The sequence below is a fragment of the Serratia sp. FS14 genome, assembly GCF_000695995.1.
In the GTDB taxonomy this organism is placed as follows: Bacteria; Pseudomonadota; Gammaproteobacteria; order Enterobacterales; family Enterobacteriaceae; genus Serratia; species Serratia nematodiphila.
The window spans coordinates 4,727,994-4,754,283 of the sequence record NZ_CP005927.1 but is presented as its reverse complement, the minus strand read 5'-3'; the positions used below and the strand labels follow the sequence as shown (position 1 = coordinate 4,754,283).

General features: G+C 61.3%; 26 protein-coding genes. 10 read left to right on the top strand and 16 right to left on the bottom strand.

The window, feature by feature from the left end:
• Positions 1-77: 77 nt before the first annotated feature.
• On the top strand, positions 78-1,010 hold the full coding sequence (gene dusC, locus L085_RS21775) for a tRNA dihydrouridine(16) synthase DusC (protein WP_033652368.1): 933 nt from the start codon (positions 78-80) through the stop codon (positions 1,008-1,010).
• Between the two features lie 41 nt (positions 1,011-1,051).
• Here dusC and L085_RS21770 read toward each other — a convergent pair whose 3' ends face one another.
• The 8 genes from L085_RS21770 to L085_RS21735 form a co-directional block, all read right to left on the bottom strand.
• Positions 1,052-1,318, bottom strand: coding sequence for a hypothetical protein (locus L085_RS21770; RefSeq protein ID WP_033642249.1), 267 nt, complete (start codon positions 1,316-1,318; stop codon positions 1,052-1,054).
• Between the two features lie 246 nt (positions 1,319-1,564).
• Complete coding sequence (gene fbpC, locus L085_RS21765; protein WP_044031718.1) at positions 1,565-2,611, bottom strand: ferric ABC transporter ATP-binding protein; 1,047 nt, start codon at positions 2,609-2,611, stop codon at positions 1,565-1,567.
• Between the two features lie 11 nt (positions 2,612-2,622).
• Positions 2,623-4,701: an iron ABC transporter permease gene (locus L085_RS21760; protein ID WP_044031717.1), complete on the bottom strand. Its 2,079-nt coding sequence runs from the start codon at positions 4,699-4,701 to the stop codon at positions 2,623-2,625.
• A 67-nt stretch (positions 4,702-4,768) separates the two neighbouring features.
• Positions 4,769-5,800, bottom strand: a complete 1,032-nt coding sequence (locus tag L085_RS21755; protein WP_016928667.1) for an ABC transporter substrate-binding protein — start codon at positions 5,798-5,800, stop codon at positions 4,769-4,771.
• Positions 5,797-7,119: an MFS transporter family glucose-6-phosphate receptor UhpC gene (gene uhpC, locus L085_RS21750; protein ID WP_226988609.1), complete on the bottom strand. Its 1,323-nt coding sequence runs from the start codon at positions 7,117-7,119 to the stop codon at positions 5,797-5,799. Before uhpC ends, L085_RS21755 begins: the two co-directional genes overlap by 4 nt.
• Before the next feature lie 66 nt (positions 7,120-7,185).
• Positions 7,186-8,727 carry an MASE1 domain-containing protein gene (locus L085_RS21745; RefSeq protein ID WP_044031715.1) on the bottom strand — a complete coding sequence of 514 codons (1,542 nt, stop codon included), beginning with the start codon at positions 8,725-8,727 and terminating at the stop codon, positions 7,186-7,188.
• Positions 8,727-9,356, bottom strand: a complete 630-nt coding sequence (locus L085_RS21740; protein WP_044031714.1) for a response regulator transcription factor — start codon at positions 9,354-9,356, stop codon at positions 8,727-8,729. Before L085_RS21740 ends, L085_RS21745 begins: the two co-directional genes overlap by 1 nt.
• A gap of 820 nt (positions 9,357-10,176) precedes the next feature.
• Entirely contained in the window at positions 10,177-10,941 is a 765-nt protein-coding gene (locus L085_RS21735; RefSeq protein WP_044031713.1) for an arylamine N-acetyltransferase, read from the bottom strand.
• A 152-nt stretch (positions 10,942-11,093) separates the two neighbouring features.
• Here L085_RS21735 and L085_RS21730 point away from each other — a divergent pair, with 152 nt between their 5' ends.
• Entirely contained in the window at positions 11,094-11,846 is a 753-nt protein-coding gene (locus L085_RS21730) for an SDR family NAD(P)-dependent oxidoreductase (RefSeq protein WP_044031712.1), read from the top strand.
• Here the strand turns inward: L085_RS21730 and L085_RS21725 are convergent.
• Positions 11,831-12,727 carry a LysR substrate-binding domain-containing protein gene (locus L085_RS21725; RefSeq protein ID WP_044031711.1) on the bottom strand — a complete coding sequence of 299 codons (897 nt, stop codon included), beginning with the start codon at positions 12,725-12,727 and terminating at the stop codon, positions 11,831-11,833. The genes L085_RS21730 and L085_RS21725 overlap by 16 nt on opposite strands.
• A 117-nt stretch (positions 12,728-12,844) precedes the next feature.
• Here L085_RS21725 and L085_RS21720 point away from each other — a divergent pair, with 117 nt between their 5' ends.
• Positions 12,845-13,624, top strand: a complete 780-nt coding sequence (locus tag L085_RS21720; protein ID WP_015377040.1) for a 2OG-Fe(II) oxygenase — start codon at positions 12,845-12,847, stop codon at positions 13,622-13,624.
• Between the two features lie 38 nt (positions 13,625-13,662).
• Here the strand turns inward: L085_RS21720 and ansP are convergent, their stop codons facing one another.
• Entirely contained in the window at positions 13,663-15,129 is a 1,467-nt protein-coding gene (gene ansP, locus L085_RS21715) for an L-asparagine permease (RefSeq protein ID WP_004939697.1), read from the bottom strand.
• Between the two features lie 434 nt (positions 15,130-15,563).
• Positions 15,564-16,001 (bottom strand): PACE efflux transporter, encoded by a 438-nt coding sequence (locus tag L085_RS21710; RefSeq protein WP_004939694.1) that lies wholly within the window; start codon positions 15,999-16,001, stop codon positions 15,564-15,566.
• A 112-nt stretch (positions 16,002-16,113) separates the two neighbouring features.
• Between L085_RS21710 and L085_RS21705 the strand changes: the two genes are divergently transcribed.
• The gene (locus L085_RS21705; protein ID WP_004939692.1) at positions 16,114-17,007 is read left to right on the top strand and encodes a LysR family transcriptional regulator; all 894 of its coding nucleotides are present in this window, start codon (positions 16,114-16,116) and stop codon (positions 17,005-17,007) included.
• 16 nt (positions 17,008-17,023) lie between these two features.
• On the opposite strand, the gene L085_RS21700 is transcribed toward L085_RS21705, so the two are convergent.
• Both L085_RS21700 and L085_RS21695 read right to left on the bottom strand, forming a co-directional pair.
• Positions 17,024-17,587: a DedA family protein gene (locus L085_RS21700; RefSeq protein WP_004939690.1), complete on the bottom strand. Its 564-nt coding sequence runs from the start codon at positions 17,585-17,587 to the stop codon at positions 17,024-17,026.
• Positions 17,588-17,637: 50 nt separating this feature from the next.
• Positions 17,638-18,315, bottom strand: a complete 678-nt coding sequence (locus tag L085_RS21695) for a DJ-1/PfpI family protein (protein WP_021503986.1) — start codon at positions 18,313-18,315, stop codon at positions 17,638-17,640.
• Between the two features lie 91 nt (positions 18,316-18,406).
• Between L085_RS21695 and L085_RS21690 the strand changes: the two genes are divergently transcribed.
• The 3 genes from L085_RS21690 (at position 18,407) to pbpG (ending at position 21,581) form a co-directional block, all read left to right on the top strand.
• Positions 18,407-19,351 (top strand): GlxA family transcriptional regulator, encoded by a 945-nt coding sequence (locus tag L085_RS21690; protein ID WP_015377043.1) that lies wholly within the window; start codon positions 18,407-18,409, stop codon positions 19,349-19,351.
• A gap of 45 nt (positions 19,352-19,396) precedes the next feature.
• Positions 19,397-20,500 carry an adenosylhomocysteinase gene (locus tag L085_RS21685; RefSeq protein WP_044031710.1) on the top strand — a complete coding sequence of 368 codons (1,104 nt, stop codon included), beginning with the start codon at positions 19,397-19,399 and terminating at the stop codon, positions 20,498-20,500.
• 151 nt (positions 20,501-20,651) lie between these two features.
• On the top strand, positions 20,652-21,581 hold the full coding sequence (gene pbpG / locus L085_RS21680) for a D-alanyl-D-alanine endopeptidase (RefSeq protein ID WP_015377045.1): 930 nt from the start codon (positions 20,652-20,654) through the stop codon (positions 21,579-21,581).
• A gap of 34 nt (positions 21,582-21,615) precedes the next feature.
• On the opposite strand, the gene L085_RS21675 is transcribed toward pbpG, so the two are convergent.
• Positions 21,616-22,071 (bottom strand): GNAT family N-acetyltransferase, encoded by a 456-nt coding sequence (locus L085_RS21675; protein ID WP_044031709.1) that lies wholly within the window; start codon positions 22,069-22,071, stop codon positions 21,616-21,618.
• A 76-nt stretch (positions 22,072-22,147) separates the two neighbouring features.
• Between L085_RS21675 and L085_RS21670 the strand changes: the two genes are divergently transcribed.
• From L085_RS21670 to L085_RS21660, 3 genes are all read left to right on the top strand, one after another.
• Positions 22,148-22,552: a VOC family protein gene (locus tag L085_RS21670; RefSeq protein ID WP_033652382.1), complete on the top strand. Its 405-nt coding sequence runs from the start codon at positions 22,148-22,150 to the stop codon at positions 22,550-22,552.
• Between the two features lie 50 nt (positions 22,553-22,602).
• A complete protein-coding gene (locus L085_RS21665; RefSeq protein WP_226988557.1) occupies positions 22,603-23,577 on the top strand; it encodes an alpha/beta fold hydrolase in 975 nt (324 codons plus the stop codon).
• Between the two features lie 126 nt (positions 23,578-23,703).
• Positions 23,704-24,624 carry a DUF808 domain-containing protein gene (locus tag L085_RS21660; protein WP_044031707.1) on the top strand — a complete coding sequence of 307 codons (921 nt, stop codon included), beginning with the start codon at positions 23,704-23,706 and terminating at the stop codon, positions 24,622-24,624.
• A gap of 229 nt (positions 24,625-24,853) precedes the next feature.
• Here the strand turns inward: L085_RS21660 and L085_RS21655 are convergent, their stop codons facing one another.
• On the bottom strand, positions 24,854-25,393 hold the full coding sequence (locus tag L085_RS21655) for a GNAT family N-acetyltransferase (RefSeq protein ID WP_044031706.1): 540 nt from the start codon (positions 25,391-25,393) through the stop codon (positions 24,854-24,856).
• A gap of 314 nt (positions 25,394-25,707) precedes the next feature.
• Positions 25,708-26,157, bottom strand: a complete 450-nt coding sequence (locus tag L085_RS21650; protein ID WP_004939660.1) for a type II toxin-antitoxin system PemK/MazF family toxin — start codon at positions 26,155-26,157, stop codon at positions 25,708-25,710.
• Between the last annotated feature and the right edge of the window lie 133 nt (positions 26,158-26,290).

The window sequence follows — 26,290 nt, the reverse complement described above, 5'->3', positions numbered from 1 at the left end:
TTTAATGCCCGCTGAGGCTTGTCTGGCGCGGGCATTCACCCGTATCATTGCGGGTCTTTTTTTAGCTGGGATTGGTCATGCGCGTATTATTGGCTCCGATGGAGGGCGTTCTCGATTCTTTGGTGCGTGAGTTACTCACCGAAGTGAACGACTACGATCTGTGCATCACCGAATTTTTGCGCGTGGTCGATCAGCTGCTGCCGGCCAAGTCGTTCTACCGGCTGTGCCCGGAGCTGCGTCACGCCAGCCGCACGCCGTCGGGCACGCTGGTGCGGGTACAGCTGCTGGGGCAGTATCCGCAGTGGCTGGCGGAAAACGCCGCGCGTGCGGTGGAATTGGGCTCTTACGGCGTCGATCTCAACTGCGGCTGCCCGTCCAAGCTGGTGAACGGCAGCGGCGGCGGGGCGACGCTGCTCAAAGATCCGGAATTGATCTATCAGGGCGCCAAAGCGATGCGCGCGGCGGTGCCGGCCCATCTGCCGGTCACGGTGAAGGTGCGCCTGGGCTGGGACTCCTCCAATCGCAGCTTTGAAATCGCCGATGCGGTACAGCAGGCGGGCGCCAGTGAGCTGACGGTGCACGGCCGCACCAAAGAGGACGGCTACAAGGCGGATCGCATCAACTGGGCGGCGATCGGCGAGATCCGTCAGCGGCTGAGCATCCCGGTTGTCGCCAACGGCGAGATCTGGGATTACCAGAGCGCGCAGGATTGCCTGCAGACGACCGGCTGCGACGCCATCATGCTGGGGCGCGGCGCGCTCAACGTGCCGAACCTGAGCCGGGTGGTGAAATATAACGAACCGCGCATGCCCTGGCCGCAGGTGGTTGAGCTGCTGCAAAAATACGTCCATCTGGAAAAGCAGGGCGACACCGGTCTGTATCACGTGGCGCGCATTAAACAGTGGCTGGGTTATTTGCGTAAAGAATATGATGAAGCGACTGAACTGTTCAGCGAAATACGCGCGCTGACGACGTCCGGGGATATTGCGCGCGTCATCTGCCGCAGCTGAAAATAAACCCGCGCGTAGCGGGTTTATTTAAATCGGTATTATCAGGCGGCTTTGTCGAGACGGTTCAATTCTATCTCGATATCCTGAATGGTTTTTTCCAGTCCTTCCAGACAGGCGCCCTGTTTATTCAATAGGTCGTTAATGGCTTCGGCGAATGCCTTATTTTTGCATTCCCCCTGATCGAAGGCCAGCCAGTGTGCGGAGAGCGTCTCGATATTCGACTGCGCGTAGTGGCGCATTTCCTTCAGCTGGGAAGCGACATTGCGTAAATTATCCAGCTGCGCCTGTGCATTTGCATTGTTGCTCATGAATTTCTCCTTGAGTTGGCCGTTAAATAATTTCGACTGCGGGATCAAGCTTACCCTATTTAAATAAAAATATCACCCTGAGTGGTCTGGGTGGTTATTTTTGAGTGGGTGTGGCTGTATTTATTCTTCGGCTGAACAAGGACTTGGGTGGAATTGTAAAAATAGATAAATACGGTGTTTTTGGCGATTATTTTCGGCCATCCCATACGGGATGACCGTTATTCTAACGCTTAAGAGTGATGCTTATTATGCCGCGTCCGCCAGCATAAACATGCCGTAGGGGTGAATTTCCAGATAATACTGCTCGCCGACGTTCGGTTGCAGGCGGGTGGCGTTAACCTGCAGCAAAATTTGCTGCCCGTGCCACGCCACCGTTACCTCATACTGCGGCCCCATGTAGGCGACATGTTCGATCACGCAGCGCTGGCTTTCATCGCCATGCTCGCTCAGCGTGATCGCCTCCGGGCGCACGCCCACCGTGCCGGCGCCCTGGGCGGCAAAGTGCGCAGGGCGCGGCAGGCGATAGCCGCTGATGTCGACATGATCGGCGCTGAAGCTGGCCGGGAACAGGTTGGCGTCCCCCATAAAGCTCGCCATAAAGCGCGAGGCGGGCTGCCGATAGAGATCCTGCGGCGAGCCCATCTGCATGATATGCCCCTTGTTCATCACCAGCACGGTGTCGGAGACCGCAAAAGCCTCGCTCTGATCGTGGGTGACGTACAGCGACGTGATATCAAACTGCTTTTGCAGCTCGCGGATCTTTTCACGCATGCTGCGGCGCAGGTTGGCGTCGAGGTTGCTCAACGGCTCGTCGAACAGCAGCACTTTCGGCTTGAGGATCAGCGCGCGCGCCAGGGCCACGCGCTGCTGTTGGCCGCCGGAGATCTGATCGACATAGCGATCGTCGAACCCCGCCAGATCTACCATCGCCAGCGCTTCCTGCACGCGCGCTGTCACTTCGGCGCGCGGGATGCCGAGCATCTTCAGGCCATAGCCGACGTTTTCCCCCAGTGACATATGCGGGAACAGGGCATAAGACTGGAACACCATGCAGATATCACGCTGCTGGATGGAACGATGAGTGACGTCTTCACCATCAATGAATATCTGCCCGTCGCTCGGCTTTTCCAGCCCGGCGACCAGGCGCAAAATGGTGGTTTTGCCGCAGCCGGAAGGGCCGAGCAGCGTCACCATTTGCCCTCGCGGGATGGTGAGCGTGATGTTATCGATTACCGTGTTGTTGCCGAACCGTTTGGAGACGTTGCGCAGTTCAACGAAATTTTTCTGGCTCATCATGGGCTCCATTACGCCTGGTTTTTGGCTTTTGAACGGGAGATGCGTGCCTCGCCGATCAGCCAGTCAAAGAGGAAAATAATCGCCAGCATCACCACGATCAGAATTGAACCGTAGGCGATCGCCACGCCGTATTCGCCGTCTTCCACGCGGTTGAGGATGTAGGCGGTGGCCACGCGGGTATCGGGCGTCACCAGGAAGACGATGGCGCTGACGGTGGTGATGGCGCGCACGAAGCTGTAGATCAGCGCCGACAGGATCGCCGGGCGCAGCAGCGGCAGCAGGATGTGCGTGATGGTGCGCAGCGAGCCGGCGCGCAGGCTGAGCGAGGCTTCGTCCAGCGATTTGTCTATCTGGCCCAGCCCGGCGATCCCGGCGCGAATGCCCACCGGCACGTTGCGCATCACCATCGAGATAATCACGATGGCGGCCGTGCCGGTGAGGTACACCGGCGCGCCGTTAAAGGCGAGAATGTAAGAGACGCCCGCCACGGTGCCCGGCACCGCAAAGCACAGCATGGTGGTGAACTCGATGGTCTTTTTGCCCTTGAACTGCTGGCGCACCACGATCCAGGCGATCAGCAGGCCGAACGCGGCGGTGATCGGCGCGGCGATCCCGGCGTACAGCAGCGTATCGAGCAGCGAAGGCCACGCGCCGTCGCTCATGCCCTGGCCGAACAGCTTGATGAAGTTATCCAGCGTCAGCGTGTAATCCACCCCCCAGTTGACGGTGAAGCTGCCGTAGAAAATGCTGCCGTAAAGCAGGGCGTTAAAGGCTATCCACACCGCCAGCAGCGCGATCACGCTCCATACCAGCGTGACCGGCAGCGGCTGTACGTCGCCGCGATAGGATTTGCCGGACACGGTGACGTAGGAACGCTTGCCGATCCACATATACTGGATGCAGAACACCAACAGCGAGAACAGCAGCAGGAAGGCGCCGAGGGTGCTGGCGGCCTGATAATCGAGCTGTGAACCGGTAATGTAGAAATAGATTTGCGTCGCCAGCACGTCGAAGTTGCCGCCGAGCACCAGCGGGTTGCTGAAATCAGCCAGCGATTGCACCACCACGATCAGAAACGCGTTGGCCAGCGCCGGTTTCAGCAGCGGCACGAACACGCCGTTAAAGGTTTGCCAGCGGCTGGCGCGCAGGGTGTAGGAGGCCTCTTCCAGCGAAGGATGAATGGTCTTGATCGCGCCGTCGAGGATCATAAATGCCATCGGGGTGAACGCCAGCACCTGCGCCAGCCAGATGCCGGTAAAGCCGTACAGCCAGTTGGTGTTGGTCAGGCCGAACCAGGCCACCATCCACTCGGTCACGTAGCCGGAGCGCCCCATCATCAGCGTGACGCCCAGGCCGACGACGAACGGCGGCGTGACAATGGGCAGGATGGAGAAGATGCGGCCGATAATGGCGCTGCGCCTGGCGATGCGGGTAGTGTAAATCGCCAGCACCAGGCCGAAGAAGGTGCAGCCGGCGCCTACCGCGATCGACAGGGCGATGGAGTTGAGGATCACCTGGACGATGTGCGCCTGCGACAGCACGTTCATAAACGCCAGCGGCGCGAAGGCGCCCGTCTGGTCGGTGAACATCGGAATGAAAATCGCGATGCTCGGCCAGACGATGAAGACGCCGATCAGCGCCACGATGGTGACCAGCGCGCCGATAACGAAACGGTCGCCGCCCAGCCAGTCGAGGCGGGTCAGCGCCAATGTCATGATGGCGCCCAGCGCGGTCAACTGCACCAGGGTGGCGTAGCCTAAACCGCGTCCCGCCAGCGTGGCGCTGACGACGATAAAGGCCATGCACAGCAGCGCCCAGCCGGCGTCGAACGCGTGGCGCCGCCGCCGTTCACCGCCCGCCGCAGCGTAAGGGCGCAGCAGCAGCAGGCTCGGCAGCAGGCACCAAAGCCAGCTGATATTGCGATTTGACCAGCCGTAGGCCGCGAGGATCTCTTCGCCGGTGGACTCCAGCAGGCCGTAATCCAGGCTCCAGCTCGGCAGCAGGGCGAACGCCAGCCAGCCGAGCAAAACCCAAAGGAATATCGCATCTCGTTTTTTTACGAGATGGAGTGCATGTGTATGTGACATAAGTTTCCCGGATGTTCAGGCCGGGCAAACCGTGAGGCTTACCCGGCAACAGGCGCAGAATGTGGGCTTATTTACCCATCTTGACTTCGCTGACCCATTTGTTGATCAGCGCCTTGCGGACCTCGGTCGAGCCGTACTTGTCCATGTCGTAGTTGATCAGCTTCAGGTCGTCGAGCTTCAGCGAGTTCGGCGAGGTATCGGCGGTAGTGTTGGTCAGGATCTGATAGGACTTGCCTTTCTTCCACGCCAGCTCCTGCGCCTCTTTCGACAGCACCCAATCCACGAACAGCTTGGCGTTGTCGAGGTTGCGCGCGCCTTTGAGGATGCTGACGCCGCCGATTTCGTAGCCGGTGCCTTCACAAGGCGAGATCAGCTCCAGCGGCGCGCCCTGTTCTTTTTCGAGCGAGTAGTCATGCAGGAAACCGATGCCGATCGCCGTTTCGCCGCGGGCGGCGTTGCGCGCCGGGGCAATGCCGGACTTGGTGTACTGCGAGACGTTGGCGTTCAGCTGCTTGAGGTAATCGAACGCCTGATCGTCTCCCCACAGCTGGGCAAAGGTCGCCAGCGCGGTATAGGCGGTGCCGGAGCTCTGCGGATCGGCGATTTGAATCTCGCCTTTGTATTCCGGTTTGGTCAGGTCTTTCCAGCACTTGGGCACCGGCAGGTTTTTCTCTTTCAGGCGCTGGGTATTGACGCCGAAGCCGAGGATGCCGACGTAGACCGCCGAAGAGTAGTTGCCTTTCAGCTTCGCCGGGTCGCGGAATTGCGTCATCACCTGTTCGAGGTTCGGCGATTTGTACGGCTGCAGTAGCCCCATTTCACCGGCCTGGGATTGCGGATCGAGCGTGCCGCCATACCAGACGTCCGCCTGCGGGTTTTTCTTCTCGGCGTCCACTTTCGCCAGCGTGCTGCCGGAGCCGTTGCGGATGAACGAGGTTTTCACGTCATATTTCTCGCCGAAGGCTTTGGTTTCCGCTTCGCACATTTCATTGGTGGCGCTGCAGTAGACCACCAGGCGGCCCTTGGCGTGCGCGGCGCCGCTCAACGTCGCCAGCGCGATGCCGGAAGCTATCAGGGTAGTGACCCACGTTTTTTTCATTGTTTTATCCTTCTCTCGGTAGAGGTGGTAACGCTCGCCATCAGCAGCGGCATCAGCAATAAACCCATAAGAACGGCGGCGATCGACAGCAAACTGAACATGCCTGACCAGCCGTAGCTTTCGATGACCTGCGACAGCGGCCAGCCCGCCAGTGCGGCCCCCAGATAGGCGAACAGGCCGAGAAAACCGGTGATGGAGCCGGCCGCGCCTTTGTGCCCGCATTCCACGGCGGCGAGGCCAATCAGCATCTGTGGGCCGAAGACAAAAAAGCCCACCGTAAAGAAACAGCCCGCCAGCAGCGCGTAGTGGTGCACCGGCGCCAGCCACAGCGCGGCGACGGAAACCATCAGCCCGAGCGTGAACAGCAAAATCATCGGCGCGCGCTGCCCGCCGAACAGCACATCCGATCCCCAGCCGGCGAACAGCGCGCCGAGCAGACCGCCTGCCTCGAACAGCATCACCGTCGCGTTGGCGCTGAGCAGGTTGACGCCGTGGCTTTCCGTCAGCCAGAGATTGCCCCAGTCGTTCAAGGCGATGCGGATCAGGTAGACCAGCACGTAAGAGACGCCCAGCAGCCAGATCATCGGGTTCTTCAGCATCGTGGTGCGCAACATCCGCCACAGCCCCATCGGCGGGCTTTGCTGTTCCTGACGCAGCTCCAGCGGATCGTGACGCCATTGGCCGACCGACGGCAGGCCTTCTTCCTGCGGCGTGCCTTTCAGCCGCCGAGTGAGCCAGATGCCCAACACCATGCTGACGGCCCCCGGGATCAGCATCGCCGCCTGCCAGCCCCAGCGCTGGGCGGCGAAGGCGCTGATCAGCGGCACGATCGCGCCGCCGAGGTTGATCGACATATTCCAGCAGCCCCACCAGAAGCCGCGCTCGTTGCGCGAATACCAGTGGGTCAACAGCCGCGCGCAGGGCGGCCAGCCCCAGCCCTGAAAGAAGCCGTTCAGCGCCCAGACCACCAGCAGCAGCGGCAGCGATTCGCCGAAGGCGAACGCCAGGTTCAGCAGGCCGGTAGCGAACAGGCCGATCCCCATAAACCTGCGCTGTCCGTGGCCGTCGTGCCACAGTCCGGCGGCGAATTTCGACAGGCCGTAGCTCAGGTAAAACAGCGAGCCGAGCAGGCCGATGTCCCCTTTATCCAGCCCCAAATCCATTTGCAGCGCCGGCAGCACGTAATTCACGCTTTTGCGCGTCAGGTAAAAGGCGGCGTAGCCGATGACCATGTACAGCAGCAGTCGCGGGCGCAGCGCGCGGTAACGATGATCGATTTTAGATGCCGAGCGTGTCTGCATAGCCGTCTCCCTGGTGATGACTATAAGAAGGTGAAAGGGAAAGGGGATGAGAGAAAGTCCGGACTGGCTAAGACTTTTTCCTAGTTAGTCGGCGGTTTGTTGCAAATTTGTGGGCAGGTTAACAATTACCCGCGTGCCGCGCTGCGTGTCCAGCGTCAGTTCGCCGCCGAGCGCGCTGACCCGTTCGCGCATCCCCTGAATGCCGAGGCCGGGCGCCTTGTCCGCCCGGATGCCGATGCCGTTGTCCCGCACCTCGAGGTGCAAAAGTGCCCCCTGTTGATACAAAACGATGGCGACTTCGCTGGCTTCGGCGTGTTTGCACACGTTGTTGAGCAGCTCTTGCAGCAGCCGGTAGAGGGTGAAGCGCACCGTCTCGCCGGCGGGCGTGTCGATGAGCCGGTAGTCGAAACGGCAACGGATGCCCCGTTCGCTGAAGGCGAATTCATTCAGCAGGTGGTGAAGCGCGTCTTTGAACGCCAGCTCGTCCAGCGCGGGCGGGCGCAGCTGGCGCAGCAGCTGGCGCGTGGAGTGATGTATGCGCCGGGCGAGATCGGCTATCTGGTTCGCGGCGGCCTGGGTTTGCGCCGGATCGCGCGCCCGCTTGACCAGCTGCGACTGAATTTGAATCGCGGTGATGTTCTGGCCGATTTCATCGTGCAGCTCGCGCGCCAGGTTCTTTCGCGTGTCTTCTTCGGTGTGGATCAGTTTTTCGGTTAGCGCCCGCCGCGCCGCCAGCTCTTCTTCCAGCCGTCGGCGATAGTGGTGCAGGTTTTGCGCCAGGTGCTGCTGACGGCTGATGGCGATGCCCAGACCGATGCCGAGCAGCGCCTGCGTCGCCAGAAAGATTTCCAGCTCGACCAGATTGCCGAACCCCACGCCGACCTGCCGCGCGAGGGTGATCATCATGCTGCCGAGCAGGCCGGACAGCACGCCGCCCTGCCAGCCGAACTTCCACGCCATCACTACGTTCGGCAAAAACACCACGATCAGCAGCAGGCGTTCGATTTCCGGCGACAGCACCATCTGGGTGCCGATGCCGATAACGAAAAACAGGCTGCACCATATGATTAAGGACGCGCGCAGCGGCGGGTTGCTGGTGTCCAGCCCCAGCAGATGGTAGCGGTGCTGCTGGCGCAGAAATTCAAAAATCAGGTAGACGAACGGGGTCAACAAAACACCGCCGGTAAACGACGCCAGGCCGAGCAGCATCGCCGGGCTGTGTGCGAAAGGCGCAAGCAGGGCGGTATTGAGCAGCGAGGCGGCGGTCACTGCGGCCAGCAGCAGCGTCAGCCGTTGCCAGTAGAGCGGAAAACGGCGCCAGAATCGCTGTGCGAGCGCGGCCGGGAGCAGGGTGATGAACGGCGCGGCCAGCAGGCCGTAGCCGCTCAGCAGGCGTTCGCCGTGCAGCCAGAACAGCAACAGCACCGGCGGTATTATCAGGGCGGGCCAATAGCGCCGCGCCAGCAGGATCAGCAGCGCGAGATAGACGCCGTGAGGCAGAAACAGCGCCGCCTGATTGCCGTTGTGGGTCAGATAGAAACCGAGCGTCCACAGCATCAGCCAGCCGCTGCCCCAGGCCAACAGGATAAACAGCGAGATAACCCAGGGCCGGAAGCGGGGCGACATCAATGCCCCGCCAGCAGCTGATGGTCGAGGGCGAAATGCACCAGTTCAATGGTGCTGCTGCACTGCAGCTTGCCCAGGACGTTGGCGCGATGTACGTGTACCGTTTTGTGGCTGAGATCGAGCTTGAAAGCGATCTCCTTTACGCTGTCGCCTTTGACCAGCAGATCGAAGATCTCGCGCTCGCGCGGGGTCAACGCTTCCAGCGCCGTGGCCGGCTGCTCGCCGCCGCGCAGCGCCCGCAGCGCGTCGGCGCACAGGTAATGGCCGCCCATACCGACGGAGCGCACCGCCTGCACCAGTTCTTCCGGCCCGCAGCGTTTGGTCAGATAGCCGCTGGCGCCGGCATCCAGCGCGCTCTGAACGAAGGTCGGGGAGTCATAGATACTGAGGATGATCGCGCGAAACTGCGGCTTCTGCGCCCGCAGGCGTTTCAACAGGCTCAGGCCGTTTTCATCCGGCATGGCGATGTCCATCACCGCGACGCTGACGTCGTCGCGCAGCAATGCCGGCCAGGCCGCCGCCGCGCTGCTGTATTGCCCCGTCACGTCGATGTCTGCTTCGAGGCTGAGCAATTGCGCAAAGCCGGAGCGCACCACCACATGGTCATCCACCAGTATCACACGGATCATTTTTCGCACTCTGTTGCCGAATCATGATCCTATGATGCCTGCCGCCGCGGTGCTGGCAATCAGCCAAGCGCGGTTATGCAATCGGTGTAACAGAATCGTAATAAAAGGGCGCCGCCGGTGTAATGCTGGTTACTTAAGCCTGACTGGTATTTTTTATCCAGTATCTTTACGTGATGTGCAGGATGAATTGCCGTAAATACCCTGAATTTTTCTGTTACCACAATGAACGGCAATTGGAGGGGCCGAAGGCGCGGCCCCTCCACCCGCGCCTTCGCTTAACACCGTCTGTCCGCTGCGCGGATACCCTCGCAGCGTCTGCATTGTCGGGCGGGTCGGCTGCGACAAACGTCCCTGTTAGTCTCGCCTCAACCGGCCTTCCCTGGCCGGTTGCCCCTGACAATGCTGTCTTGCTCGGCAGCCGGTGATGCGCGCCAAAGGTCAACCCCGTGCTAGCAGCTCCCATCCTTTATGAGGTCATGGCAGAGAAGAGGAATCGGAGATGAGCGCGGTATTGGATGCCCTTGAAGACGCCGAACGCAGGCATAGCGTATTAGGCGAAACCGCCATGGACGGCGGTTTCAGGTGAGACAGGCAGGGACGCCTGTCGCAACCGGCCTCAATGCGGTATGGCGGAGAGAGGGACGTTGGCAAAGCCAACCGTCTGATAGGGCAAAGGCGCGGGTTGCCAGGGGCCGCGCCTTCGGCCCCTGGCTCGGTCGAGGCGTATGAGCCTCATGGCGCATCTCACCTTTATCGACCGAAAACTGCACAAATACGTTCAGAAAAACGCTAACTGATCAGCATTACGCCGCCGGCGGCGTTAACGATCCACATCGATGGCGAAATGCCGCCACAGTACGGCGCGCCGTTCCTCTTCCGAATGCAACGTCGTTTCGTGGCGCTGGTGATCTTCGGTCACGATCAGCTTCATGTCGCTGAGGGTCACCCGGCCGTGCTCCGTCGGCCGTGAACACACCAGACGCTGGGTGAAGTGCGACTGCGGCGAGGTGCTGTGGAATCGGCACATCTCGTCGAACTCAGGCAATTCGCGCGGCTGAACGGTAAAGCGATACAGGGTTTTGGCATGCGAGCGCTGGTCGCCGTTGCGGCGCTCCAGCAGGTAATACTCGCCTTCCCGCTCCAGGTGAAAGGTGCCGCTGGCCTGCGGTTGCGGCTCGGCGACGACGATCTTCAGCGGCGTCAGGAAGGAATCGCCGAAACCGACATCCACCAGCCAGGCCTGCCCCGCCAGATCCACCCGCAGCGCCAGATGGTCGTAGGGCGGGCCGAAATGGCCGTCGCGCGCGCGGATCTCGCCGGAGATAAAGCTCACCTTGAAACCGATCTCCCGCAACAGCAGGGCGAACAGCGTGTTCAGCTCATAACAGAAACCGCCGCGGTTACGCTCGACCACCTTGCTGAACAGCGCTTCGGGCGCCAGCTGAATACCCTGATGATAAATAATGCTCAGGTTCTCGAACGGGACGCTCAGCATGTGGCGATGGTGCAGCTGTTGCAACGTGGGGAGGTCAGGGCGGGCGGTGCCAGCAAAGCCGATATGCTGCAGGTAGCGTTGGGTATCCACAGGGTGTCTCGCATGAGAAAAAGTAGGCATAAAATAGCGGGCTTTGCGGCGTTTGTGAGCGCATTACGTGCTGCGTTGTCGCTGCTGCCGCAAACTGTCACTTGCCGGCGCTAGCCTGTTCCCCTTGAACTCAACTTGGCAGGAGAACGGCTATGCAAGATTTTAAACATCGGGTGGCGCTGGTGACCGGCGCGTCCACCGGCATTGGCGAAGCGATCGCCGCCGAGCTGTTTCGGCGCGGAGCCACGGTGGTGATGACCGGCCGCCACACAGCGCCTCTCACCGCCGCCGCCGCGCGGCTCGATCCCGACGGCCGGCGGGTGATGACGTTGCGAATGGACGTGCGCGACGCGCAGTCGGTGCAACAGGGTATTGAAGAGATCGTGCGGCGCTGCGGCGCGCTGCATCTGCTGGTCAACAACGCCGGGATCACCGGCCCGCACGAGGTGGATATCGATCGGTACGCGGTCGAAGATTGGCATGAGGTGATCGCCACTTGCCTGAGCGGCACGTTTTTCGGCATGAAGTACGGCCTGCCGGCGATCGTCGCCGGCGGCGGCGGGGCAGTGGTGAACCTCTCTTCCGCCAACGGCGTGGTGGGCATTGCCGGGATTGCGCCCTATACCGCCGCCAAGCATGGCGTGCTGGGCCTGACGCGCTCGGCGGCGCTGGAATTCGCTACGCTCGGCGTGCGCGTTAATGCCGTCGGGCCGGGCTATGTGGATACGCCGGCGATGGGGGAACTGCCGGCGTCGGCGCGGGCGCAGATGGCCGCTTCGCACCCGATGGGGAGAATGGCGACGCGGGAAGAAGTGGCGAAAACGGTGGCTTTCCTGCTTTCGGACGACAGCAGTTTCACCACCGGTGCGTTTTACAGCATCGACGGCGGTTATACCGCGTGCTGAGCCAGCGCCTGCAGCCAGCGGAGAAACGCCGCTGCGCCGGGTTTTTCCAGCGTGCGCGGCGGGTAAACCACGTAGTAGGGTTTGCTGAGCGGCAGCGCCGGTTCGGCCAGGGTGACCAGCCGGCCCTCCGCCAGTTCACGGGCGATCAGCCGCCGCTGGCCGAGCAGCACCCCGCGCCCTTGTACGGCGGCGTCGATGGCCAGCGAGGTCAGGTTATAGGTCAGCCCGCGCCGCGGCGGCGGCGACCGATCGGCGGCGGTGAACCACTCGTGCCAGCCCGGCAGAAACTGGCTCTCCTTGCCCCAGTCGACGTGGATCAGCGGCAGCTGCGTCCAGTCGCCGCGATCGCGCAGCGCCGGGCTGCATACCGGCTGCACCCGATCCTGAAACAGCTGCACCTTTTCCAGCAGCGGGTAATCCTGATCGCCGAAGCACAGGGCGAAATCCGCCGCCGAATGGGTGAAATCGACCGCCGCATGGGTCGCGTGCAGCCGCAGATCGCCGTCGGGGCACTGCGCCAGCCAGTCGCCCAGCGCCGGGTTCAGCCATTTGGAGGCCAACGCCGGCAAGGTGAACACCGTCAGCGTCTGCTTGCCGCGCTGGCGTTCGACGTGTTGCTGCGCCACGCGCAGCGTTTCAAACGCCTCCTGAACATAGGCCAGGTAGTCCGCGCCCTGTTCGGTCAGCGTGACGCCGCTTTTGGCGCGAATGAACAATGTGATGCCCAGATGTTGTTCGAGCTGGCGGATCTGTTGGCTGACGGCGGCGGCGGTCAGCGCCAGCGCATCCGCTGCGCGGGCCAGGCTGCCGGTGCGAGCGGCGGTTTCGAACGCCAGAATGGCGCTCAGCTTGGGCAAGCGCGCACGGGACGGTGAGTGCATGAGCAGGGCTTATCGCTAAGAATTCGTTAGCTTATCCATAACGTATTTTTGTTATGGCGGCAATGCGGCATTCGCTACAGTGAGAGGCATCCGGCTTTCGCACACGAGGGGAACGTCATGCCGCCACTTGCCGATATTATCGATCTGTCCGCCCATCCCATCGATGACGCCGCGTTCCGCGCCCGCTGCCGACAAACGCTGGCGCGCGCCGGCGCGCTGGTGCTGCCGGGATTTCTGCGTGAAGCCGCGCTGGCGACGGTGCGGCTGGAGGGCGCTGAACAGCACCATGCGGCGTTTTACGCCACCAGCAAACACAACGTGTATCTACGGCCGCAGGACGACGCGCTGCCGGCCGATCACGCGCGCAACCGGCTGGTGGTGTCGTCCAAGGGGTGCATTACCGACGAGGATATTCCGCCGCAGTCGCCGCTGCGCGCGCTGTACGACGCCCCGGCGTTTCGCGCGTTCCTGTGTGCGGTGCTGGGCGAGGCGCAGCTCTACCCCTACGCCGATCGGCTGTCGTCGATCAATCTGCATTACGCCCATACCGGTCAGGAGCTGGGCTGGCATTTTGACAACTCCTCGTTCGCCATCACACTGCTGATCCAGAAACCGCAGGCGGGCGGGCGCTTCGAATACGTGGAGAACCTGCGCGACGCCGATCGCGGCGAGATGAACTATGCCGGGGTCACGCAGGTGCTGGACGGCGAGCGGGCGGTCAAACGGCTGGCGATGGAGGAGGGGGATTTGGTGCTGTTTCGCGGGCGCAACGCCATGCACCGGGTGACGCCGACCGAAGGCGACACCACGCGCATGCTGGTGGTGTTGGCCTACAATGCGCAGCCGGACGTGATGCTGTCGGAAAGCGCCAGAATGACGTTCTACGGGCGGTTATAGCGGATAAAAAAAACCGCCCCGGAGGGCGGTTTGTCGATTCAGCGTTGGCTCTGTTCTTCGTGAGCCTGCTGTTCCAGCTTCACTTCCTGCGCGCGTTTGCGCAGGCCGAACCAGCCTAGCGTCAGCAGCACCGCCAACACCGGAATGGTGGCGATGGTCCAGGTGCCGTTCGGGTAGTCGAAGGCCATCATCACCACCACGACCAGCAGGAACGCCAGCGTCAGCCAGGAGGTGAACGGCGCGCCCGGCATTCTGAACGAGACCGGCTGCGCGCGGCCTTCGCGCACGGCTTTACGCAGGCGCATCTGGCAAACGATGATAAACGCCCAGGAGGCGATGATGCCCAGCGAGGCGATGTTCAGCACGATCTCGAACACTTGCGCCGGCACCAGGTAGTTGAGCACCACGCCGATCACATAGATGCCGCAGGTGACCAGGATGCCGGCGTAAGGCACCTGCTGGCTGCTCATTTTGGCCATCAGCTTCGGCGCGGAGCCGCCCATCGCCAGTGAACGCAGGATGCGGCCGGTGGAGTAGAGGCCGGAGTTGAGGCTGGACAGCGCGGCGGTCAACACCACGATGTTCATGATGGTGCCGATGTAAGGCACGCCCAGCTTGCTGAAGAAGGTGACGAACGGGCTTTGGCCGGCCTGATAGGCGTTCCACGGCAGCAGCAGCACCAGCAGCACCACGGAGCCGACGTAGAACAGGCCGATACGCCAGATCACGCTGTTGATCGCTTTAGGCATCATTTTGGCCGGATCTTTACACTCGCCGGCGGCGGTGCCGATAAGCTCGATGCCGGCGAAGGCGAAGATCACCCCTTGCACCAGCACCAGAGCAGGCAACAGGCCGTGCGGGAACATGCCGCCGTTTTCGGTGATCAGGTGCATGCCGGTGGTGTGGCCGGCGACCGGGGTGCCGGTGCCGAGGAAGACGACGCCGACAATCAGGAACAGCGCGATGGCGGCGACCTTGATCAGCGCGAACCAGAACTCCATCTCGGCGAACCACTTCACGCCGATCATGTTCATGGTGGCGACGATGCCGAGCGCGCCGAGGGCGAACAGCCACTGCGGCACGTCGGCGAAGGTGCCCCAGTAGTGCATGTACAGCGCCACGGCGGTGATGTCGACGATGCCGGTCATCGCCCAGTTGAGGAAATACATCCAGCCGGCGACGTAAGAGGCTTTTTCACCGAGGAATTCGCGGGCGTAAGAAACGAAGCTGCCGCTGGAAGGGCGATGCAGCACCAGTTCGCCCAGCGCGCGCAGGATGAAGAAAGAGAAGATCCCGCACACCAGATAGACCAGCGCCAGCGCCGGCCCGGCCAACTCGAGACGGCCCCCGGTCCCGAGGAACAAGCCGGTGCCGATGGAGCCGCCGATGGCGATCATTTGGATTTGCCGGTTGCCCATGCTTTTGTGATAACCGGATTCATGAGAGTCTAGCCAGCGTCTTCTGGCGGCGTGTTTGTCATCCGCCGACTTTTTTTGTGAGTGCATTATCCGTCCTGTTTACCTGTCTATGTTAACCCTGCTCTTACCGAGAGCAAACGATTGCTATGACCAATCGTCATGAGAATGAGGTCGTGGCATCATTCCGCTGTTTATTGTGTATACAGCCATCATTAAAATAACGGCGAAGCATGCTACCTTTTCTCCGTAATGGTGGCAAAAAATACTGCGCATAAAACGTGAACAAGTGTGTTTATTTTTTAATCCAAATATAAAAGAATATATTATTCAAAAAGATGTGATGTTTTATCAAGACGGAAATATCGAGGAATAAAAAGTGATTAAAATCACAAAATAATAATTACCGTGCAAATTACAGGGTGTTGTTCTTATATTTCGCGGTGAGAAATAAGGGGGGAAGGAAATGGCGACCCGCGCAGAAAATGGGATAAAGCAGCGGGTCGGTTGGCGCGTAACGAGTCTTAGGCCGATTCACCGGCCGGCAGTGCCGATGCGGGCAGACCGAACAGCTTGTCGAACGCCCAGTTAAACAGGAAGGTGTAGCAAGGAATGATGACGATCAGCGCCATATCCAGCAGCAGCGCCTGCCACAGCGTGATGCCCATCCACCAGGCGATCAGCGGGATCAGATACACCACCAGCGTTAGCTGAAAGCCGACGGCGTGCAAAATGCGGCGTTTGAGCGTGCGGGTGCGCGACACCTGGCGGCTTTCCCACCACTCGAATAAATAGTTGTAAATAAAGTTCCAGCTGACCGCGATGGTGGTGATCACCACCGCCAGCGGCCCGGTGCTGCTCGGCGCATGGCCCGACAGCAGCGCCAACCCCAGCGCCGAGATCGCCATGCCGATGATTTCATAAGCGGTGACATACACCAGTTTGCGTTTGACGCCTTGCATCGTTTTCTCCCGATCTGTTTTTAGTTGCCTCTGTGGCGACGGCGGCTAAGATAACGTCAACCACATTGATAGAAAAAGTCAGGAGTTGTCAGTTTTACTGACAGATAAAACAATGAATTTCTCCAGTGACAATATCGAACTGTTTTTGGCGGTGCTCGATCGCGGCTCGTTTTCCGCCGCCGCCCGCGCGCTGCGGCGCGTGCCCTCCGCCGTCAGCATGGCCATCGCCAACATGGAGGCGGAGCTCGGTTTCGCCTTGTTCGACCGTTCTCACCGTGAACCGACGCCGACTGCGCTGGCGCTGGCGCTGGCGCCGCACGCCCGCCTGATCGCCGGGCAGCTCAAGCAGCTGCAGGTGCACGCCATCGAACTGTCCCAGGGGCTGGAGAGTCGGCTTTCGATCGGCGTGGCGTCGGATATCAACGGCGCCGGCCTGCTGGCGGCGGTGAAAACGCTGTCGCAGCGTTATCCGCTGCTGAACATCGAAGTGCTCAGCGCGCCGCAGGACGACGTGTTGCACATGCTGCACGAGGGGCGCATCGGCGTTTGTCTGGCGTTCGGCGGGCTGAACGTTAACAGCGCGGAACAGTTCCACTTCGTCGGCGCGGAGTCGCTGGTGGCGATGCTGTCGCCGCAGCACCCGGCGCTGGACGGCGCGGCGGGCGAGCTGTTTCTCGAGGATCTGGTCAACGTGCGGCAGATCATGGTGGCCAGCCGCGATCTGCCGATCGGCGATCTGCGTCCGCAGGTGGCGGAGGCTTACTGGCGCACCGACAGCCTGCCGATGGCGCTGAACATGGTGGAAGCGGGCCTGGGGTGGGGCAATTTTCCGCTGTCGTTGGCCGAGCCGCTGCTGGCGCAGGGGCGTCTGGTGCGGCTGAAATTCAAAAACACCAAGAACGAGCTGCGCTTGCCGATGCATTTGATCTGGCTGAAGAACCGCCCGTTGGACAAAGCGGCGCGCGAGCTGGTCGAGCTGATGCGTGCGGCGCCGCAGGAAAGCTGACGCCCGCTGCGTTTGCTTACTCCGGGTGGCGTTTACGCCACCAGAAACGCACCAGCAGGATAGCGGCGATCGCCAGCGCGACAAACAGCAGGCTGGAGAGCTTTTTGTCGAAGCCGGTAACGAAGCGTTCGATCGCCTGGCCGCCAAAATAACCGAGCATGACGAAGATCGTCGCCCAGAGAATGGCGCCGAGGATATTGAGCGGTACGAAGCGCGACGGCGGCAGGCGGCTGGCGCCGATCAGCACCGGGCCGATGATGCGGAAACCGTACATAAAGCGCACCCCGATAACGAACAGCATCGGGTGGCGGGCGATCAGCCTTCTGGCGCGCGCGATGCGCTTTTCCTGCCCCTTGAGCCGCGAGATGACTTTGCCTTCGAACCGGCGGCCGGCGAAGTACAACAGCTGGTCTCCCATCATGCCGCCGAGCGCCACTACTGCGATCACCCACGGCCAGTGCAGCAGCCCTTCATGGGCGGCGATGCCGCCCAGCAGCGTGATGGTTTCCCCCTCAGCCAGGCAGCCGATAAACAACGCCCAGTAGCCATAGTCCGTAATGTAGTGGGCCAAATCGGTCATTCCTTACTCCTTATGTGACTGACGCATAAGGGCAAGTATACGCCCGATCGCTAGCCTTGGGCGATCTGGGCCACCAACGCTCTGCGCTGCGCCAGACTTTCCGCCATTTGTGCCTGTACCCTGGCGTAAATGTGCGGCGGGGCCAGTTCCGGCGTGCCGCCCGTGAACGGCGGGGCCGGGGCGTATTCCAGATAGAGTTGGATCGTTTGGGCAGTGTCTTCGCCGTGCAGTTCGGCGATCAGCGCCAGCGCGAAATCGATGCCGGCGGTAACGCCGCCGCCGCTGATCACGTTGCCGTCGCGCTCTACGCGTGCAGCGCTGGGTATGGCGCCGAACAGCTTCAGGCTGTCGCGCATCGACCAGTGGCAGGCGGCGCGTTTGCCCGGCAGCAGGCCAGCGGCGGCCAGGATCAGCGAACCGGTGCATACCGAAGTCAGATAGCGGGCATCGGCGCCCAGCCGCCGGATTTGCTGCATGAATGCTTTATCCTGCAGCGCCTGGGTGCAGCCGCTGCCGCCCGGCACGCACAGCACATCGCAGCGTGCGATCTCCGGCAGCGGGCGCAGCTGGGTGAAGTGCAAGCCTTCCGACTCGACATCCGCGCCGTCTACTGAAGCGACGATGATTTCCGCGCCCGGCATGCGGCGCAGAAACTGCAGTGGGCCAGTGAAATCGAGCTGGGTGACGCCTTGATAGATGGGAAATACAATCACGAGTGGTTCAGACATGACATTCGCCTCATTTTTATCGTTGGACCTGAGCCATAATAGCCGCCCTGCATTTGGCTGATATGACAGATAACCCTCAAAAAGCGCCATCATGAAAACGATCGGTTTTGTGGTTTTTCCCGGTTTCAACCTGCTGGACTTTGCCGGCCCGCTGGCGGCGTTCGATAACGTCAACCAGTTCACTGACCCGCCGGCCTACCGCTGCGTGGCGATCTCGCCGCAGGGCGGCATGGTCGCCAGCTCGGCCGGGGTGGAAATCGCCACGCAGCCGTGCGGCGACGAGCGTTTCGATACGTTGGTAGTGGCCGGCGGCAGCGGCAACGTGATGGCGGCGCAGTCACCGGCGCTGGTTGCGTTCCTGGCCAACCAAAGCCGACGAGCGCGGCGTATCGCCAGCGTATGCACCGGGGCGTTTATTCTGGCGGCCTGCGGGCTGCTGGATGGCAAACGCGCCACCACTCACTGGTATCATGCGGCGCGGTTGCAGCAGAGTTATCCGCGTATCCGCGTCGACAGCAACCGCATTTTCATCCGCGACGGCGATATCTGGACCTCGGCGGGCATCAGCGCCGGCATCGATCTGGCGCTGGCGCTGATCGAGGACGATCTGGGCGCCACCCTGGCGGCGGCCGTGGCGCGGCAGCTGGTGGTCTATCACCGCCGCCCCGGCGGGCAGTCGCAGTACTCGCTGCTGCTGGCGTTGAACCCGTCGTCGGATCGCATGCGCGCCGCGCTGTCGTACGCGCGTGAACATTTGCACCAGCCGCTGTCGGTGGCGGATCTGGCCGACGCCGCCTGCCTGAGCGAGCGGCAATTCGGCCGGCTGTTCCGCGCTGAAACCGGGCAGACGCCGGCCAAGGTGGTCGAGCAATTGCGGGTAGAGGCGGCCAGGGTGCGCATCGAAGAGAGCGCCGAGCCGCTGGAAGCGATCGCCCGTTCGGTGGGGTTCAGCGATCCGGAACGCATGAGGCGGGCGTTTATCCGCGTATTTGGCCTGTCGCCGCAGGCGATCCGCCGGCTCGGCCGCGCGGGATAACTTTTTTGCCACGCCTGGCGGCGGGGCACACCAGAGGAGCAACGGATGTATCAGGATTTTGACAGTGAATTGAGCTGGGCGATGCGTCATATGCCGCGCACCCGGGCGGCGGTGGCGGCGTTGCCGGACCTGCACGGGGTGCGGCTGGCGTGCAATATGCACCTGGATCTGAAAATGGCGCCGCTGGTGGCCGGCCTGCTGGACAAGGGCGCGGCGATCTTTCTGACCACCTGCAATCCCACTACGGTGCAGGACGACGTGGTGGCCTGGCTGGAACGGCGGGGCGCGCAGGCCTATGCCTGGCGTGACATGAGCGCCGGCGAATGGTCGGAATCTTTCGATCGCGCGTTGGCCTGGCAGCCGACCCACCTGTGCGAAATGGGAGCGGATTTGACCACCCGTTTGCACCAATCGCCGAACGGCCCGCAGATCGTCGCCGGGCTGGAGGCCACCGGATCGGGCATCAATCGGTTAAACGGCGTGGCGCCGCGCTACCCGATCTTCAACTGGGACGATCTGCCGGTGAAAGAAGGGCTGCACAATCGGCATATGGTTGGGCTGACCGCCTGGCACACCTTCTTCCAGACCACCCATTTGACGCTGCACGAGAAGCGCGTGCTGGTGATTGGCTACGGCCTGGTCGGGCAGGGGACGGCGGCCGCGGCCAGGGCCTACGGCGGCCAGGTGATGGTGGCGGAAATCGATCCGGCGCGTGCGCTGCAGGCGCGTTATGACGGCTGGCAGGTGGTGGATCTGGCGAGCGGGGTCGCGCAGGCGGACGTGATCGCCACCGCGACCGGCGCGAAAAACGTGCTCTCGGCGCAGCATCTGCAGCAGGCGCAGGACGGCGTGTTTATCCTCAACGTCGGCCACGTGGCGGAAGAGATCGACGTCGGCTTCCTCAAAGGCCTGCCGCACCACGAGCCGATGCCTTATGTGAACGCTTACCAACTCAATGAGAAGACGGTCTATTTGCTGGCCAACGGTTCGATGTTCAACCTGACCGCCGGCTACGGCGACAGCCTCAACGCCTTCGACGTCACGCTGGCGGTGATGGCGGCCGGCATCGGCCATATCGTCGGTGCAGGGGCGCGGCAAACGCCGGGGTTGTACCTGTTGCCGCAGTCGGCCTGGCAGCTGGCGCTGTAACTTTTTCTACGCGGGCGTTCATCCCAGAGCGCCCGCGGGCTGTGCCGATTTTCGGCCGACAGAATTTGTCACAAATCCGCCCTATAATCCCAGTGCCAAGCGCTGAACCCTCACATATAATTCGCTGAGTTCAAGCCCCCATTTCAGAGTAATGCCTGTGAAAATACGTGTTTTGGTTCTGACCCTGCTCGCTTTGCAGGCGGGCGCAGGCTTTGCGCCGCGCGCGCTGGCCAGCGACAACGCTGCCGCCCTGCACGCCACCCAGCCTGAGCTGGCCTCCGGCAGCGCGATGGTCGTCGATATGCAAACCCATAAGGTGATGTACGCGCGCAACCCGGATGAAGTGGTGCCGATCGCCTCGATCACCAAGCTGATGACCGCCATGGTCACGTTGGACGCGCACCTGCCGCTCGACGAGATGCTGTCGGTGGACATCCACCAGACGCCGGAGATGAAAGGGGTGTATTCACGGGTGCGGCTGAACAGCGAAATCAGCCGCAAGGATATGCTGCTGCTGGCGCTGATGTCGTCGGAAAACCGCGCGGCCGCCAGCCTGGCGCACCACTATCCGGGGGGCTACAACGCCTTCATCAAAGCGATGAACGCCAAGGCCAGGGCGCTGGGTATGACCAACACCCATTACGTGGAACCGACCGGGCTCTCTATTCATAACGTGTCGACGGCGCGCGATCTGACCAAACTGCTGATCGCCACCAAGCAATATCCGTTGATCGGCCAGCTCAGCACCACCACCGAGCGCATGGCCAGCTTCAAGGATCCGAACTACACGCTGCCGTTCCGCAACACCAACCATCTGGTGTACAACCCGAAATGGAACATTCAGCTGACCAAGACCGGCTTCACCAACCAGGCGGGCCACTGCCTGGCGATGCGCACCATGATCGGCAACCGCTCGGTGTCGCTGGTGGTGCTGGACGCTTTTGGCAAATATACCCACTTCGCCGACGCCAACCGTCTGCGCAGTTGGATTGAAACCGGCAAGGTGACGCCGATCCCGGCCGCCGCGCGTGACTATCGCCGCCAAAAAGACGCCCGTCTGGCGAAGAACGACAGCGAATAACCCGCCTGGCGGTCCGCCCGTTTGCGGCGGGCCGCTATCGGCCCTCGGGCCGTCTGATGACAAATCCCCGCTCGCGATCGCCGTCGAAACCCGCTTTGAGATAAAGCTGGTGCGCGCCGGTGCGTTGCTGCCCCGACAGCAGCATCACCTTGTAACAGCCTTTACGCCAGGCCAGCTGCAGCGCGTATTCAATCATGGCGAGCGCTACGCCGTGGCCGCGGTAGGGCTCCGCCGTCACCACGTGTTCGATGACGCCGAACGGCTGCGCCTGATGCGCCAGCCCCGGGATCAGCGCCAGCATGCAGGTGGCGATCGGCTGTTCCTCGTCCGCCGCCACCACCAGGCGGATCGCCGGATCGTCCAGCAGGCGTTGCAGGGTGCGGCGCGCGTCGTCGGCGCGCAGCGGCGCGTCCTGCGGGCGCAGCTCGCGATACAAGGCTAACAGGCCGTTGAGATCGTCCGCCTGCGCCAGGCGATGAATGATGCTCATGATTGCTCCTTTCTGCCGCTTCAACGGTAATCCGCTATCCTCCATTAATACCACAACGATTGTCGGAGGGGATGTTATGAGTCAGGTTTCGACCTTTGTCATGTTCCAGGGAGAGGCGCAGCGGGCGATCGACCTTTACAGCCAGGTGTTCGAGCGTTTTCGGCTCATGCAGGTGCAGCATTACGATCCGACGCCGGACGGCCGGCGGTTGATCAAGCATGCGTCCATCGATTTTGATCGGCAGAACCTGGTGTTTACCGATAGCCCGATCAGCCATGACTTCAGCTTTACCCCGGCGGTGTCGCTGTTCATCAACCTGCCTAACGAAGAAGCGTTGGAGCGGGCGTTCCACCGGCTGGCGGAAGGCGGCAAGGTGCTGATGCCGCTCGATGACTACGGCTTCAGCGCCCGGTTCGGTTGGCTGAACGATCGTTTCGGCCTCTCTTGGCAGCTCAATGTGCCGGCGGGGGATCTGCCCTGAGCTCAGCGCGCGGCGTGCAAAAGGGATGGTAGCGCCTGCGGTTGTTTCATATGCTTATCGCCATGGCTGCAGGGCTCTCTGCCGTGGGCAATTCCGACAACATCATGGAAAGGTGCGCTTTGATTGATTTTGACCGCTATGTTGAGCAAGCGAAGTCTTACGGCGAGTGGCCGGGCGGGCATGTGGACATGTCGTCCGGTTGCGTCGAGGGGTTGAGCTATCGCCTGTATCGGCACGCTGCCGAGAGTGAAGACGCGATCGTGGTTTATCACGGCGGCGGGGTTAACAGCGCCGCCGGGTATGACGTTCTTGCGCGCCAGCTGGCCGCCGAGCCAACGCTCGCGGTGTGCCTGGTCGATATTCGCGGACATGGCGATTCCACGGGAGAGCGGGGGACGGTTGAGCGGCCTGAGCGTATTTGGCGCGATGTCGATGTCATCCTGGCGGAAATGCGCCGCCGGTTTCCGTTGGCGCGCAGGCATCTGCTGGGCCATTCCAGCGGCGCCGGGATGTTGCTCAACTACCTGACCCGTTACCCTGGTGAACAGCAGGCGGACAGCCTGATCATGCTGGCACCCGAGCTGGGGCCATTTTCCGGGATGGCCCGCGATCTGGCGGCGGCGGCCCGTTTTGCCCAGGTGCGCCAATGGCCCTTTGTGGCCAATGCGCTCAGCGGTGGGCGATGGTTCGGGCAATCTCGGGCGGTCAGCCTGAATTTTCCCCCGGCCGTACTGGCCGTCGCCCCCGATTTTGTCTGCCAATACAGCGTCAATATGGCTAACGCGTTGACGCCTCGCGCCCCGGCCAGGCAACTGGCGGCGCTGCGATTACCGACCTTGCTGCTGGCGGCAGCGCAGGATGAGTTGTTCAATGCGCAAGCGATGCAGCGCTTCGTCGAACAGCATGGCAACGCCCAAACCGCCTTTGGTTTGCTTGAAGGCAGCACGCATTTATCGTGCGTATTTGATGCCCATCGCCTTGTCCTTCAACATATCTCGCGTGTGGCCGCTACCGGATCCGATTAGGGGCTGGCGGGCGAGGGGGCTTAACGCCCGCCCGGCATTTTCCGCGATCCTCCCATATCCTTTCATGACGCTTTACCGCTATGCTAAACATAGAATGGCCCGTGAATATGAAAAGGATGAATCATTTTGGCAGGAAGTAGCTTACTTACCCTTATCGACGACATCGCCTCGTTGTTGGACGATGTCTCTTTAATGAGCAAGATGGCGGCGAAAAAAACCGCCGGGGTGCTGGGGGACGATCTGGCGCTCAACGCGCAGCAGGTCACCGGCGTTAAAGCCGACCGCGAGCTGCCGGTGGTGTGGAGCGTCGCCAAAGGCTCGCTGATCAACAAGGCGATCCTGGTGCCGTTGGCGCTCTTGATCAGCGCCTTCGCGCCCTGGGCGATTACGCCGCTGCTGATGGTGGGCGGCGCCTACCTGTGTTACGAAGGGTTCGAAAAGGTGTTTCACAGCCTGAGCCACGGCAAGGCGGCGCAGGAGGAAAAATCGGACGGGCCCGGCGCCAATGAGGATGCCGCAGCCTATGAGAAGCGCAAGGTGAAAGGGGCGATACGCACCGATTTTGTGCTGTCCGCCGAGATTATCGCCATCACCTTGGGCACGGTCGCCGGCGCCACCTTCAGCCAGCAGGTGATCGTCTTGTGCGGCATCGCCGTCGTGATGACGCTCGGTGTGTACGGCATTGTCGCCGGCATCGTCAGGCTGGACGATCTGGGGCTGTATCTGAGCCGCAAAGGCAGCGCGTTGGCGCGCGCCATCGGCAGCGGCATCGTGCGCGCCGCGCCTTATCTGATGAAAACGCTGTCGATCGTCGGCACTGTCGCCATGTTTATGGTCGGCGGCGGTATTCTGACCCACGGTCTGCCGCCGGTGCATCACCTGTTCGAAGATTGGGCCTCGTACACCACCGTGGTGCCGACGTTTGGCTATCTTTTGCAGGGTGTGGTTCCGGCCTTGCTGAACGTGGCGTTCGGGCTGGTGGCCGGCGGCGTGGTGCTGGCGGTGGTATCGGCGCTGGGGGCGGTACGAGCGCGTTTCAAGGCATGATGAAAAGTCTCGCCCCGGAAGGGGCGGGACGTATTAAGCGCATTAAAAGATCAGTTTGAGAACGCCGGTAATCGTCAACAAACCCACGATAAAGATGATGGCGACTATCCACAGAATAATTTTCATTTGATTCTCCCTTACCGGTTAAAGGTGGCGTGCGATTGGCGCTAACTCAATGAAATCACTCTTCACTATAGACGCTAACTCCCTATCGTGCGTCGCCATGCCTTCAAGGATGCTGATTGTCGCCCGCGCCCAGCGCGCGCTGCATGATGTGGGTGTCGCGCCATTCCCCCAGCTTGAATCCCACGGCCTTTAACGTCCCGACGCTGGTAAAGCCGAGCGACTGGTGCAGCGCCAGCGAGCCGCGGTTGGCGGCGGAATCACCGACGATCGCCAGCATCTGGCGCCAGGGGCCTTGCTCGCAGCGGGCGATCAGTGCGCTCAGCAGCGCCTTGCCGACGCCTTTGCCCTGCTGCCCTTCGGCGATGTACACCGAGTCTTCCACTGTAAAGCGGTAAGCCGGCCGGGGGCGATACGGCGTGGCATAACAGTAACCCACAATGACGCCTGCGCTTTTCGCCACCAGCCAGGGCAGGCCGGCCTCCCGCACCTTGCTCAGACGCAGCTGCATTTCCGCCCGCGTCGGCGGTTGTTCTTCAAACGAGGCCGCTCCGTGCAGCACGTGGTGGGTGTAAATATGCTGCACGGCGGCCATATCGTCCGGTGTGGCGTCAAGGAGGCTGAGTACGGGAGCGGAGAGCGTCATGGCGGGTCTGTTTACCTTGAAAATCAGCGGATAAACGCCATTATGCGCGCCGCTTGCCGCCGGGGTAAATCGGGTTTTCTTATGGTGAGATAAGAAAATCCTATGGGGTCGTCAACCGCGCATCAGCCGGGGTAGAAAGGCTGAGGGGGCAAGAGCGGAAAGATAAGAAATCGGTGGGCGCTTGATAGGCAAAAGCCCAGCTGGATGGCTGGGCTTCGCAGGTCCCTGAAAGGGAGGGTATAGCATAAGGGCCTTTATCGGCTACGGCGACAATTTCACCTGATTTGTCTGTTTTGTCAACAACAGCGTACTGGTCAGAACAGCATATTTTTGGCGTTGATCGACTTAATGACGGCGCGTTGTATGTCAGCAACAAGCTCGCGCGACAGACACTGGGTAAGAAAGCCTCTCTCTTTACGGGCTCTGTTCAGCCGTTGGCGGCTGACTTGCTGCACCAGATCGCCCTTTGCCCAGCGCGTTTGCGGATGAAAAAATCTCATATCTTCGATGAGTTCACGCGTAATTTCGATGTGCAATCCCCGTTCGATCTTGTTCGAATCTCTGGTGGTCGACAGCGGTACGATAATGCAGGCGTTGCCGTTAATTTTGCCATTTAACACAACAACTAAACGGTTCTTCACCATTTCTGGTGGAATGTGGCCATCATAAAAGCCGGCTTCATGCGGTTGGCAGACTGATAGGGGATAGTTGCCATAGTTGCACTCAAGAATTTCCCCGACCTTGGGGGCAAATTTGATCGGCATCGAGGACACTCCTTTGTTGTGAACAATCCGTGTTATGGAGGAATGAGCATGCGGGCGTTTTGCTTTTAGAGAAAGGTGTGGCGTAAGGAAACGGGGAATGAAAGTGAAATATTGCGGATTCGTACGCAGAATC

What these genes read in the sequence shown, in the direction of transcription:
- L085_RS21770 (WP_033642249.1), bottom strand. Translation starts at nt 1,318, where the DNA reads ATGAGCAACAATGCAAATGCACAGGCGCAGCTGGATAATTTACGCAAT.
- L085_RS21755 (WP_016928667.1), bottom strand. Translation starts at nt 5,800, where the DNA reads ATGAAAAAAACGTGGGTCACTACCCTGATAGCTTCCGGCATCGCGCTG.
- L085_RS21670 (WP_033652382.1), top strand. Translation starts at nt 22,148, where the DNA reads ATGAGTCAGGTTTCGACCTTTGTCATGTTCCAGGGAGAGGCGCAGCGG.
- L085_RS21700 (WP_004939690.1), bottom strand. Translation starts at nt 17,587, where the DNA reads ATGACCGATTTGGCCCACTACATTACGGACTATGGCTACTGGGCGTTG.
- L085_RS21740 (WP_044031714.1), bottom strand. Translation starts at nt 9,356, where the DNA reads ATGATCCGTGTGATACTGGTGGATGACCATGTGGTGGTGCGCTCCGGC.
- L085_RS21675 (WP_044031709.1), bottom strand. Translation starts at nt 22,071, where the DNA reads ATGAGCATCATTCATCGCCTGGCGCAGGCGGACGATCTCAACGGCCTG.
- ansP (WP_004939697.1), bottom strand. Translation starts at nt 15,129, where the DNA reads ATGCACTCACAAAAAAAGTCGGCGGATGACAAACACGCCGCCAGAAGA.
- L085_RS21760 (WP_044031717.1), bottom strand. Translation starts at nt 4,701, where the DNA reads ATGTCACATACACATGCACTCCATCTCGTAAAAAAACGAGATGCGATA.
- L085_RS21730 (WP_044031712.1), top strand. Translation starts at nt 11,094, where the DNA reads ATGCAAGATTTTAAACATCGGGTGGCGCTGGTGACCGGCGCGTCCACC.
- L085_RS21685 (WP_044031710.1), top strand. Translation starts at nt 19,397, where the DNA reads ATGTATCAGGATTTTGACAGTGAATTGAGCTGGGCGATGCGTCATATG.
- dusC (WP_033652368.1), top strand. Translation starts at nt 78, where the DNA reads ATGCGCGTATTATTGGCTCCGATGGAGGGCGTTCTCGATTCTTTGGTG.
- L085_RS21705 (WP_004939692.1), top strand. Translation starts at nt 16,114, where the DNA reads ATGAATTTCTCCAGTGACAATATCGAACTGTTTTTGGCGGTGCTCGAT.
- L085_RS21710 (WP_004939694.1), bottom strand. Translation starts at nt 16,001, where the DNA reads ATGCAAGGCGTCAAACGCAAACTGGTGTATGTCACCGCTTATGAAATC.
- fbpC (WP_044031718.1), bottom strand. Translation starts at nt 2,611, where the DNA reads ATGAGCCAGAAAAATTTCGTTGAACTGCGCAACGTCTCCAAACGGTTC.
- L085_RS21745 (WP_044031715.1), bottom strand. Translation starts at nt 8,727, where the DNA reads ATGTCGCCCCGCTTCCGGCCCTGGGTTATCTCGCTGTTTATCCTGTTG.
- L085_RS21690 (WP_015377043.1), top strand. Translation starts at nt 18,407, where the DNA reads ATGAAAACGATCGGTTTTGTGGTTTTTCCCGGTTTCAACCTGCTGGAC.
- L085_RS21665 (WP_226988557.1), top strand. Translation starts at nt 22,603, where the DNA reads ATGCTTATCGCCATGGCTGCAGGGCTCTCTGCCGTGGGCAATTCCGAC.
- L085_RS21725 (WP_044031711.1), bottom strand. Translation starts at nt 12,727, where the DNA reads ATGCACTCACCGTCCCGTGCGCGCTTGCCCAAGCTGAGCGCCATTCTG.
- pbpG (WP_015377045.1), top strand. Translation starts at nt 20,652, where the DNA reads ATGCCTGTGAAAATACGTGTTTTGGTTCTGACCCTGCTCGCTTTGCAG.
- L085_RS21695 (WP_021503986.1), bottom strand. Translation starts at nt 18,315, where the DNA reads ATGTCTGAACCACTCGTGATTGTATTTCCCATCTATCAAGGCGTCACC.
- L085_RS21650 (WP_004939660.1), bottom strand. Translation starts at nt 26,157, where the DNA reads ATGCCGATCAAATTTGCCCCCAAGGTCGGGGAAATTCTTGAGTGCAAC.
- L085_RS21720 (WP_015377040.1), top strand. Translation starts at nt 12,845, where the DNA reads ATGCCGCCACTTGCCGATATTATCGATCTGTCCGCCCATCCCATCGAT.
- L085_RS21655 (WP_044031706.1), bottom strand. Translation starts at nt 25,393, where the DNA reads ATGACGCTCTCCGCTCCCGTACTCAGCCTCCTTGACGCCACACCGGAC.